The 11,353-nt window shown below is 36.1% G+C and carries 10 protein-coding genes; 2 read left to right on the forward strand and 8 right to left on the reverse strand.

Annotated elements, in window-relative coordinates:
- Positions 1–97 precede the first annotated feature (97 nt).
- The 8 genes from JZO69_RS05755 to JZO69_RS05790 all read right to left on the reverse strand — a co-directional run bounded on the left by JZO69_RS05755 (position 98) and on the right by JZO69_RS05790 (position 9,664).
- Entirely contained in the window at positions 98–919 is an 822-nt protein-coding gene (locus JZO69_RS05755) for a MetQ/NlpA family ABC transporter substrate-binding protein (protein WP_207111936.1), read from the reverse strand.
- A 17-nt stretch (positions 920–936) separates the two neighbouring features.
- On the reverse strand, positions 937–1,611 hold the full coding sequence (locus JZO69_RS05760) for a methionine ABC transporter permease (RefSeq protein ID WP_207111937.1): 675 nt from the start codon (positions 1,609–1,611) through the stop codon (positions 937–939).
- A complete protein-coding gene (locus JZO69_RS05765) occupies positions 1,608–2,339 on the reverse strand; it encodes a methionine ABC transporter ATP-binding protein (protein WP_207111938.1) in 732 nt (243 codons plus the stop codon). The genes JZO69_RS05760 and JZO69_RS05765 overlap by 4 nt, the downstream gene beginning before the upstream one ends.
- 15 nt (positions 2,340–2,354) lie before the next feature.
- Positions 2,355–3,368, reverse strand: coding sequence for a lipoate--protein ligase (lplA, locus tag JZO69_RS05770; protein WP_207111939.1), 1,014 nt, complete (start codon positions 3,366–3,368; stop codon positions 2,355–2,357).
- 452 nt (positions 3,369–3,820) lie between these two features.
- Positions 3,821–5,248: a glycoside hydrolase family 1 protein gene (locus JZO69_RS05775; protein WP_207111940.1), complete on the reverse strand. Its 1,428-nt coding sequence runs from the start codon at positions 5,246–5,248 to the stop codon at positions 3,821–3,823.
- A gap of 51 nt (positions 5,249–5,299) precedes the next feature.
- Positions 5,300–7,159 carry a beta-glucoside-specific PTS transporter subunit IIABC gene (locus JZO69_RS05780; protein WP_207111941.1) on the reverse strand — a complete coding sequence of 620 codons (1,860 nt, stop codon included), beginning with the start codon at positions 7,157–7,159 and terminating at the stop codon, positions 5,300–5,302.
- 4 nt (positions 7,160–7,163) lie between these two features.
- The gene (locus JZO69_RS05785; protein WP_010770699.1) at positions 7,164–8,012 is read right to left on the reverse strand and encodes a PRD domain-containing protein; all 849 of its coding nucleotides are present in this window, start codon (positions 8,010–8,012) and stop codon (positions 7,164–7,166) included.
- Between the two features lie 203 nt (positions 8,013–8,215).
- On the reverse strand, positions 8,216–9,664 hold the full coding sequence (locus JZO69_RS05790; RefSeq protein ID WP_207111942.1) for a glycoside hydrolase family 1 protein: 1,449 nt from the start codon (positions 9,662–9,664) through the stop codon (positions 8,216–8,218).
- Between the two features lie 162 nt (positions 9,665–9,826).
- Here JZO69_RS05790 and JZO69_RS05795 point away from each other — a divergent pair, with 162 nt between their 5' ends.
- Both JZO69_RS05795 and JZO69_RS05800 read left to right on the forward strand, forming a co-directional pair.
- Positions 9,827–10,618 carry a MurR/RpiR family transcriptional regulator gene (locus JZO69_RS05795; protein ID WP_207111943.1) on the forward strand — a complete coding sequence of 264 codons (792 nt, stop codon included), beginning with the start codon at positions 9,827–9,829 and terminating at the stop codon, positions 10,616–10,618.
- 44 nt (positions 10,619–10,662) lie between these two features.
- Positions 10,663–11,265: a hypothetical protein gene (locus tag JZO69_RS05800; protein WP_207111944.1), complete on the forward strand. Its 603-nt coding sequence runs from the start codon at positions 10,663–10,665 to the stop codon at positions 11,263–11,265.
- The last annotated feature ends 88 nt before the right edge of the window (positions 11,266–11,353 follow it).

Below are 11,353 nucleotides of genomic sequence, written 5' to 3' on the forward strand. Positions count from 1 at the left end.
TTCCTTTCACTCACTACTATAGTCCTAAAAAAGAAAATAGAGGGTAATTTCATCCATCGATGAGTTTACCCTCTATTCTTAGTAATTTTTTTTAGCTTTAAAATGCTGGTGTTAACGTGTCACTGTATTTTGTTTCCAATAATTCTCGCACTTTGTCACTTGTCATGGCTTTTTTCAGTGCTTTGATTTTATCTGAATCTTTATTATCTTCTCTAGCAACTAAGCTAATTGCAAAACGATCATCAACTTTTTTCTCTAATAAAATCGCATCTTTTGGTGTTAACCCGATTTTGGCAATATAAGTTGGATAATTGTAAACCATTGCGATATCTTTTTCGTTGTAGGCTTCTGCTAAATTTAATAAATCGACAGATACCCATTCAAAGTTTTTCGGATTTTCTACAATATCTTTGATCGTTCCATTAAAACCGACACCTTTTTTTAATTTGATCAACCCTGCATCATCTAAGATCGCTAATGCTCGTCCTTCATTAGAGACATCGCTTGGTAATGCAATTTTAGCCCCCTCCGGAAGAGCATTGATCTCTTTGTATTCTTTCGAATAAAAACCAACTTTTGCATTGTATATTTTTTGTACAACTACTAAATTACCCTTCTTTTCTTCATTGAATTTTTGCATAAATGGTTCATGCTGGGCAAAATTCGCATCAATTTCTTTGGCATTCAGCAACTCATTATACTGAATATTATCATTGACTTGAACTAATTCTACTTTGTAGCCATCTGCAATGTTTTTACCTGCTAGTTCAACTACTTCTACGGTTGATGGAATATGGGACGCCACCTTGATAATCTGCTCTTCTTTTTTCTGTGAACCTGCTGTTTTTTTCTGTCCACCACACCCTACAACCACTAAACCTGCAACGAATAACATACTAATCAATAATTTCTTTTTCATCTTCTTGCTCCTAACTATTATTTTTTATTTATTTTTTTTGCTAACCAACTACCGCTTACTTGAATAAAACTAACAAAAATGATCATAAGGACAATTGCCGTATACATTACAGTATATTCATACCGTTGATAACCATAACGCAATGCAAAATCGCCAACACCACCGCCACCGATCACACCCATAACCGTCGAATATGAAACCATACTGATAATAACCGAGGTCAAGGCCAATACTAATCCGGATCGTGCTTCAACATACAAAAAACGAAAAATCAATTGCCCCTTCGTACTTCCTAAGGACTGGGCAAGTTCTAAAATATCGTTTGGAATTTCCAATAATACTTGTTCAACAAGTCGGGCATATAATGCAACAGCGACAAAACTTAGAGGTAAGGATGCTGCATAAGTTCCAAATGCGGTCCCTAATACCAAACGAGTAAAAGGGATCAAGGCTACTACAAACAATAAGAATGGAAATGAGCGCACAACATTAATGTACCCATTTAACAAAATTCCTAGCCAATGGTTGGCTTTTGTTGGTAATTTTTTGGTTAAATAGACAAAAGTCCCAAGCGGTAAGCCAATAACAATAGCTGCAATTATCGAGATCAAAATCATAATGGCGCTTTCTGACAAAGCTTTGCTTAATTCAGGGAGATAGTAGCTAATTTTATTGATATATTCAGTCATCATCCTAAACTCTCCCGAACTCTTTCATAATAAGAACTAAATTGTGGCTGTTGCTGTCCCTTTTGAATTTCAAGCGTTTCTACCACTTTGCCTTTTTCTAAAATGGCCGTCCGATTGCACAATTGTTTGATCAAGTTCAATTCATGGCTGACAATGACCATCGTGGTCCCAAATGTTTGGTTGATCCGCCGCAATAATTCCAAAATATCATACGCATTTTGTCCATCCAATGCCGAAGTCGGTTCATCACAGAGTAACATTTCTGGTTTGGTAATCAATGCCCGTGCAATCCCTACACGTTGTTTTTCACCACCACTCAATTGCCTAGGATAATGATCTCCTTTATCTGATAAACGAACAAATTCCAGAACTTCTCGGACTTTTTGTTGATCATACGCTTTATTCAATCGTAAAGGCAAGGCGATATTTTCATTCACAGTTTGATTGTAGAGTAAATTAAACTGTTGAAAAATCATCCCAATTTTTTTTCGACTTTTTCGTTTTTGGGTGTCGTTTAACTGCATTAAATCTGTTCCAGCAATTTTGATTTTCCCTTGGCTTGGCAACTCCAACGTATTGATCATACGTAACAATGTTGACTTACCCGAACCACTCTCACCGATCACACCAAATATCTCATGATCTTGGATTTTTAAATCAATATGATCTAACGCTGTAACGGCTACTCCATTATGACTATAAAATTTTGAAACCTGTTCAAATGTAATCATTTTATATCCTCCAACTTAGTCAACTAGCAACTGAACAAATTCGTCTTTAGAAACATTGGCAAAATAATCGTCGATCTTGATTGGCTCCAATACTTGCTTGATTGCTTCTTGTTCATATTGACAACCAATCAATAAATTAGCTATTTCCTGCGTATCTTTCTGACTAAAATAATCCCCATAAATCGTGATTGCTGTAATCAATTCTTTTTCGACTGAAATATTGGCTTCTATTAAGCCACCTTTGAACTTCTCTTCTCTTTTGATCGTATACTTCGGTTCTTCTCCAAATACCCATGCATCATTTGCATAAATATCTGTGACCAATTGATCGATTGCCTGCTCATCAGTATGTGTCAAATGATATTCTTGCATTTTGATAGCATCCATCGTCTCAGCATTAAAGAGATGCAGCAATAAACGATCTCTAAAAGCTTCTGTCGTAATCTCTTGATATTCTTTCGCTAGATAAGGCTTAAGATTAGTCACTCGACTTCTAACAGATTTGGTGCCTTTTGAAGCTAATTTCTTTTCAGAAACAGTTAGGACTCGACTGACTTCATCTAAATCAACATCCAGCATCAAGGTACCATGAGAATACATTTTTTTATTTTTAATATACATGGCATTCCCTGAGAATTTTTTCCCATCAATCATTAAATCATTGCGACCACTAACTTCAGCTTCCGTTGCGCCCATTTCATGTAAAGCATCAATAATTGGCTGTGTAAAGCGTTTGAAATTACCGAAAGAATCATGTTCCGCATTCACAACAAAACTAAAGCTTAAATTGCCTAAATCATCATAGACTGCACCACCACCAGATAATCTTCTCGTAATCACAACCTGATGTTCCTTGGCATACTTCAAATCAACTTCAGCGCGTACATTCTGATTGCGTCCAATAATCACACAAGGTTTTTGGATATAAAATAGGACAAGTGGTTCATCAAATGTTCGCTCATTCAACAAATACTGTTCCGTTGCTAAATTTCGACGAATATCATGAGAGGGCATCATAACATAATACATTTTATTCCTCATTTCTATAAAAGTGCTTTCAATAAACCGTCTGAAAAATTCTGATAATTCCAATAACAGATTTAGTCTATCATCCCTGATTATAATATTACATATATTTGCTCAAAAAAGCTTTATATTATAGGAAAAAATGATATTTTATATAACAGAATTTTGAATTTAAGACAGTTTTTAGTACACAAAAGTATTTCGGTGTCTGTCATAAACAAGAAGACTTCAATCAAAAATTTCCGTTTGAAAAACAATTGATACATAAAATCGCGCAATAATTTTTGTTGAAATCCGGCAAAAATAATACTTCTGAACCTAGACTGTGCATTGACTTCACAACAACAAATGATCGATGAAAAAAAGGGTGTGAAACAAAAGTGAAGTTCACTTTTGTTTCACACCCTAAACCCGAATAAACAGCGGGAACAGAAGTATTCAGCCTACTTTTCAGGCTAGACACTGAAAGTCGGATTTTGGGTAATGATTTCTTGATACCACTCAAACGATTTTTTCTTCTTTCGTTCCAAAGTTCCTGTCTGATCATCATTTTTATCGACGTAAATAAAACCATAGCGTTTTTTCATTTCGCCAGTCGTTGCACTAACTAAATCAATCGGTCCCCACATTAAATAGCCAAAACAATCCACATAATCTTCTACGATCGCTTTTTCCATCTGTTCTATGTGTTTTTGGACATATTCAATTCGATAGTCATCTTGAATTGCCCCATCTCTTTCTAATTGATCCACCGCACCTAAACCGTTCTCAGTAATAATGATCGGCAATCCATAACGTCTATATATATAATTTAGCATATACCTTAATCCAATCGGATCAATCGCCCAGCCCCATTTGCTTTGTTCAAGGTAAGGATTTTGAACACCACCGAATAAGGTCTCTTCGTTGTTATCATCACCTTCATAGTGCGCCACACTAGAAGAATAATAGTTTAATCCTATAAAATCAATTTTTCCTTCTTCAAACGCTTGTTGATCTGCTTTAGAAATCTCCAATTCAATTCCTTGTGCGCTGTATTCTTTCAATTTGTACTCTGGAAATTTTCCCATACACATAGCATCTATCTGATAACATTCCCGATCTGTTTCTTTCAAAGAATTCATGACATTTTGTGGATCACAATTTAAAGGATATGCTGGTGTCAATCCAAAGACACAGCCTACCTGGTTTGCAGGATCAATTCTACGCGCTATTTTAACAGCTTTTACACTCGCTAATGTCATATTATAGCTAATTGTCGCCAGCGTCTGTTTTTTATTCTCCATTTCGGTGTATTTCAATCCTGCAATAATGTAAGTAAAAATATCTGAAGCTTCTGTTTGGGGATCAATATGGTTCATTTCATTAAATGTCACCCAATAATGGACTTTTCCTTTTAGTGCTTCAAACATCGTTTCACAATACTTTAAATAAAAATCAACGACTTTCCTACTCGTCCATGAACCATATTCTCTGACTAAATGAATAGGCATTTCAAAATGATATAACGTAACGATCGGGATGATTTTATTTTTTAGCAACTCATCTACGACATTTTGGTAAAACTGAATCCCTAGTTGATTGGCTTCTTCTTCATCTCCATTAGGATAAATCCTTGACCAATCTATAGAAATACGCAATGCTTTAAAGCCCATCTCAGCAAATAAAGCAATATCTTCTTTGTATCGATGATAAAAATCAATACCATCATGAGATGGATAATAATTATCAGATTCGATCGTTTGACAAATTTTGCGCGGAGTTTCATAACTACCCTGTGTGACCAGATCCATGATCGCTACTCCTTTGCCATCTTTGTTCCAAGCACCTTCGCACTGATGAGCGGCAATACTGCCGCCCCATAAAAATTCATTTTTTTTCATTGTATTTTCTCCTTAAATTAAAAGCGTAGCGTTAGCTTGCTAAGCTAGACACTATAAAATAACAGTTAAGCATTCATCATCAGTAACTACATTTTCTCGTGCTACTGGAACCACATCTAGATAGTCCATAGTATTTGTAATAACCACAATCACTGTTGGATCATACCCATTTGTTTGAATTTCTTCAAAATCAACAGTTGATAGTAATTGTCCTTGTTTTACACTCTCCCCTTGTGAAACGATCGTATCAAAATATTTTCCATCAAGTTCAACGGTATCAATGCCGATGTGGATCAACACCTCTACTCCTTGCTCCGTTTTGATACCGATTGCATGTTTCGTTGGAAAGACAGCTGACACTTCTCCTGAGACTGGTGCAACGATTCGATTATCACTTGGAATAATACCTAAGCCTTTCCCTAATGCGCCTGTTGAAAAGGCTTGATCCTTGATTTCACTCAAAGGAACTATCTTTCCCTCTACAACTGAAGCAAGTGGAACCTTCTTTAAGGTAGCTAGCTTAGTTTGATCGTTTTCATTAAGCGATTCTTTTTTCTGTCCTTCTTTTTCTTCTTGGGGAATTCCTAAAATGTATGCTGCAATTGCCGCTGTAACAAAACCAACTACAACACTGATGATCATAAAAACCAAGTTAGAGAAATCTTGATTATCTGCATAAGATGGTAACCCCATCAATCCCCAAACGATAGAATATGTTTTGACATTCATTAATCCTGCAAACAATCCTCCGATTCCGCCTCCGATCATGACTGCTACAAAAGGTCTTCTATATTTAATAAACACACCATAAATCGCTGGTTCCGTGACCCCCATCAAAGCACTGAAACTAACTGTTCCAAATAATTGTTTTTGTTTAGAATCCTTTGCTCTTAAGAAATAGCCCAACATCGCGCCAGATACTGCTAAATCAGATATCGTCGCTGCCGCTAAGAAGATTGGATCATAGCCCATTTTATTCACAAAATTCAACGCTAATGGCATCATAAAGTTCCCTGCACCCAGCATAATTAAGAATGGTTGAAGTGCCGCATATAACATCACAACGATCCAACTGCCAAACGTGTTATGCAAAACTTCAAAGAACCAGCCAATACCATCGCCGATCCAAATACCGATCGGCCCAAAAATCAATAACGTCACTGGCAGACAAATCACCATGATTAGTAGCGGATTTAAAAAATACTGCAAAAACTTAGGAACATATTTCTTTAATAATACCGTTAATTGTCCCATAAACCAAACGGCTAAAATAATAGGAATAAAGGAGTTTGCATAAACCATCTGCGGCAATTGAATACCAAAAATGCTTAGGCCTGCTACGTCATTGATTGAGCTTGAAACAAGTGTTGCAGCTAATGCCACAGCTAAATAGGGACTTGCTTTTAAGCGTTTTGCACAAGACATTGCAATCAAAATAGGTAAAAAGAAGAATACGGCTGAACGAATCGAATCTAATAATTGATAAGTTGGGCTGTCTGCTGAAATTAGTCCTATAATTGAAAATAAGGATAAAAATCCAGCTAACAATCCAGAGGCAATAATTGGTTCGATTACTGGTGTCATTGTTTCAGAAAGTAGATCCATTGCTGCTTTCAGCGGATTTTTCTTCTCGTTTACTTCGGTCTCCTCATTTGAATTTGGTGCAATTCCCAGCATACTAATCAATTCGGCATGTACTTCACTAACATGAGTACCAATAATAACTTGATACGCTACATTATTGGAAACAACATCGATCACACCATCGAGCGCTTTTAGTTCTTCTGTCTTCGCTTTTGAACGATCTTTTAGGGTAAAACGCAAGCGAGTCATACAGTGAACGACTGCTTGAATATTGTCTTTTCCACCTATCAGGCGGATGATTTCTTCATTGAATGATTGATATTTCATTGTCTTATGTCCTCTCTTTTTGACTCCGATTCGTCACTCGATGGATATGGAGCATAAGATAGGTTTCTTCATCGACCGTTAGATCACAGGCATACTTTTGCTGAATATAAACCCTGATTTTCTGCACACATTCAAACGAATCGTTGTACATCAACTTGATTTGTTCGTTCAAGATCGTGTCACTTTCTTCATCACTATTTTTAGTCATGATTCGTTGAATAAAATATTGCAAATGGGTCATCAGCCTCATATAATTCATAGAGCCTTCGTCTAACTTGATTTGAAAATGGTACTGAATGATCGATAAGATATCTCTTAAACTTTCCATCGAACGGATCGTTTCGTCTAGATTATTCTTATCCTCTTGCAGATTGACAAAGTGTAACGCAATCGAAACAGCTTCGTCTTCTGGAAATGTCAGTTGAAATTGTTCATTGATCAAGTTCAATGCATACATGCCAATGTCAAAATGCTGTGGATAAAATTTCTTTACTTCCCAAGTCAATGGGCTGCGAATAAATTGTCCTTTGGCTGCACGTTTCAATGCAAATTCAATGTGATCCAGTAAGGTCAAACTCAAATAATCATTTGATTGTTCACTTAACTTTTCTTCTCCGTAAGCAATGATTTGGTTAATTAAAGTAATGTGATTAGCATCTGAATGAGACAGCAAATAACTAAAATGTTCTAGCATATCATTTGAATCTAAAACATAGGTCTTTTCGATTTCATTTTCATGAATCACTTGTCCCACTTTTTTTCTAAAAGCCAATCCTTTGGCATAAACAATGACCTCATTATCTCCTCTGCTTACGATCGCTACATTGTTGTTTAAAATTTGACTTACTTTCACTTGATTTACTCCTTTCCAGAAAAAAAAACTCAAATTACCCAGGAAAGGACATTCCTAGGTAATTTGAGTTCTGCCTGCTTTAATCAGTAACATACTCTATAAAATGACTGCTTCGTCATTCATGTTTTTTTCTTGTTTTTAGTATAATGCATTCTAACTCAAGATGCAACGCTTTCATAAGATTTACGTTTAGGGACAATCGTTTAGCTTAAGTCTTCTCCATTTGTTTCAATTACTTTTTTATACCAATAGAATGAGTCTTTGCGAGAACGGTCTAATGTCCCTTTGCCTTCATCATCTAAATCAACATAAATAAACCCATAGCGTTTTGACATTTCACTTGTACTTGCGCTGACTAAATCAATACAGCCCCATGGTGTGTACCCCATCAAATCCACACCTTCATCAATCGCTTGTTCCATTTGTTCGATGTGGCTTCTTAGATAGTCAATACGATAACTATCATGAATGCTGCCATCTGATTCGACCACATCTTTTGCGCCTAAGCCATTTTCCACGATAAATAATGGCACTTGATACCGATCATATAATTTATGCAATGTAACCCGAAGTCCAACAGGATCAATTTGCCAGCCCCAATCACTCGCTTCTAAATACGGATTTTTCTTAGAGCCAAGAAGATTTCCACCTGTCGTATCTCCCTCTTTTTTGTGAGATGCGATACTACTCATATAGTAGCTGAACGACATAAAATCAACGGTTCCTTCACGTAAAATTTGTTCATCAGCAGCATCTTTTTTGATTGTAATATTATGGTCGCGGAAGAATTTGTTCATGTAGCTTGGATAATATCCACGAATTTGAACATCTGAATAAAATAAATTATAATGGTCGCTATTCACACTTTCCATTACATCTAAAGGATTACACGTTTCTGGATAAGCTTCCATTCTCGCTAACATACAGCCGATTTGCGCATCTGGAATAATCTCATGACAAGCTTTAACAGCTAAGGCACTTGCGATAAATTGATGGTGAGCTGCTTGGTACTGCGCTTGCAACATATTTTTTTCACCATCTGCTAAAATACCACCACTTAAATAACCCGTCATTCCGATGATATTGATTTCATTAAATGTTAGCCAATACTTCACTTTATCTTTATAGCGATTGAAAAGGACACGAGCATATCGTTCAAACGCTTCAATCGTTTCACGGCTTTCCCAACCATTTTGTTTAAACGCTAAACCTAAAGGAAATTCATAATGTGAAATTGTCACTAAAGGTTCAATATTATATTTCAGACATTCATCAAAAACCGCATCATAAAATGCTAAACCTGCTTCATTTGGTTCTAGCTCGTCACCATTTGGAAAAATGCGGGGCCAAGAAATCGACAAACGAAATGTTTTAAAACCCATTTCAGCAAATAATGCGATATCTTCTTTATATCGATGATAAAAATCGATCCCATGACGTTTCGGATAAACCCCTTCTTTATCATTCATTGCAAATTCTATATCCGCTCTTGTTGTTGGTTTTAATAATTCCGTCATGCTTATGCCATTTTCTTTAATGAATCGTGCTGTATCAGCTGTCGACCAACCTTTACCGTCTTCTAAAAATGCTCCTTCAAACTGATTAGCAGCCGTCGCACCGCCCCATAAAAAGTTCTGTGGAAATCCGCTCATATTTTCCCATCCTCTCGGTCATTGATTTAGTGTATAATTGATGTAACAACCTTATCTTAACATGAGAACAAGTTGCGTTATTTTTATATTTTAAGGGTTATTTTCATTATTTGTCCCCATTTTCATATTTGTGAAAATGAACCTTTGCAAAGGAGTTTTTTGATGCTTGATCTATTTGATTTTCTCCATTATTTAAACACAACTAAACGAGATGCGACGTATTCACGAATCATCATCTATCTCTTTAACCATTTAAATGAAATACAAACACTGACCATCACTGAAATTGCAGAACGCTGTTTTGTTTCACCTGCAACTCTTACACGTTTTTGCCATCATTTTGGCTTATCTAACTTTGCTTCTTTAAGAGAATCTCTGATTGTTTTAGGAACGATGAAAAAGCATAGTGGTTTGCGGATGAAAGAACAAGAGCTAATTGATCTTAAAGATGATCCAAAAAGCTACCTTACTTCTTATGGAGCAGAAATCATCACAGCAGTAAACGATGTCATAGCAACAATCGATATTGAGCAGGTCGATCATTTATTAGCTGATATCCACCAAGCAGATGAAGTGATTCTGATTGGTTACAGTTCCACACTTGAGCTGGCAAAAGATTTGCAACTTTCTTTTCTCCTAAACCAAAAGCTGGTTTTTGTTGGAGAAACAGCAGAAACACAACAAGCCTTTGTAGAAGAACTGAGTGAAAAGTCGATCGTGATCGTCATTTCATCTTATGGCTCATTACTCAATCGAAGTAGTGAACTGATGAGAAAAATCAGTGATAGTCCAGCCAAATCGATTCTTTTAACACAGCATACACAAAATACACTGACGAACCAATTCGACCTATCCATGAATGTTACGACAACAAACTATGTCCGCATCGGGAATTATCCTTTGACGTTTTTCCTGGATTACTTTGTTAGGCGATACACCAGTTTATATCAGTAAAACAGCTTTGATACATTGATAAATATAAACAAGAGGAGCAAGATATGGGATTATTTGATTTCTTTAAACAAAAAGAACCAAAGGAGATTGTTGACTTAAATAAAGAACTTGCAAAAATCGTGGCTATTTATGAAACTTATCCAGAATTTCCAGTGATGTCAGCAGACCGAAATATCGATGACTGGCTAAAATCTATTGCTCTGGGTACAACTAAAATTGTGCCAAAGAAAAGGATGGTCCGCAATGAGGATGGTTTATTGCCAGGCGAAGTAATCTTACTGGATTGGCTTGCTGAAAAAGATTCCGCCATTCCCGTTTTTCCAGAATTCTTTGAAATGGAGTTAGGAATTGATCCTGTAGAAGCTACAAATGAGTTATTGTTTGCTGATTATCTAGATATTTTAAATGATGCTTCAGTTATTGATTACTGGTCTTTATTTCAATTGAACAAAGTGTTTGAAGAAAATGGCTTGAAGAAATGTGATACTAAAGAGCAGGCAACTCAACTGCTAAATAAAGAGTTTACAAATGATTATATCGCAGATATGGTCAATCCTGGAATCTATGTTTTAAAGCCAAAAGGACAAGCGATTGTTGAAAAATATGCACATTTTATTCATGACTATTTAGATACACCACCAGAATAAAAGAAAGGGTGTGAGACAAAAGTAAAAATCACTTTTGTTTCACACCCTAAATGCGAATAAATGATGGAATCAGAAACAATCCCTTTGA

Source organism: Candidatus Enterococcus ikei, assembly GCF_017316105.1.
Taxonomy (GTDB): Bacteria; Bacillota; Bacilli; order Lactobacillales; family Enterococcaceae; genus Enterococcus_L; species Enterococcus_L ikei.

Excerpts from the sequence above, each read along its gene's own strand:
- JZO69_RS05755 (WP_207111936.1), bottom strand. The coding sequence starts at position 919 with ATGAAAAAGAAATTATTGATTAGTATGTTATTCGTTGCAGGTTTAGTG.
- JZO69_RS05760 (WP_207111937.1), bottom strand. The coding sequence starts at position 1,611 with ATGATGACTGAATATATCAATAAAATTAGCTACTATCTCCCTGAATTA.
- JZO69_RS05765 (WP_207111938.1), bottom strand. The coding sequence starts at position 2,339 with ATGATTACATTTGAACAGGTTTCAAAATTTTATAGTCATAATGGAGTA.
- lplA (WP_207111939.1), bottom strand. The coding sequence starts at position 3,368 with ATGTATTATGTTATGATGCCCTCTCATGATATTCGTCGAAATTTAGCA.
- JZO69_RS05775 (WP_207111940.1), bottom strand. The coding sequence starts at position 5,248 with ATGAAAAAAAATGAATTTTTATGGGGCGGCAGTATTGCCGCTCATCAG.
- JZO69_RS05780 (WP_207111941.1), bottom strand. The coding sequence starts at position 7,159 with ATGAAATATCAATCATTCAATGAAGAAATCATCCGCCTGATAGGTGGA.
- JZO69_RS05790 (WP_207111942.1), bottom strand. The coding sequence starts at position 9,664 with ATGAGCGGATTTCCACAGAACTTTTTATGGGGCGGTGCGACGGCTGCT.
- JZO69_RS05795 (WP_207111943.1), top strand. The coding sequence starts at position 9,827 with ATGCTTGATCTATTTGATTTTCTCCATTATTTAAACACAACTAAACGA.
- JZO69_RS05800 (WP_207111944.1), top strand. The coding sequence starts at position 10,663 with ATGGGATTATTTGATTTCTTTAAACAAAAAGAACCAAAGGAGATTGTT.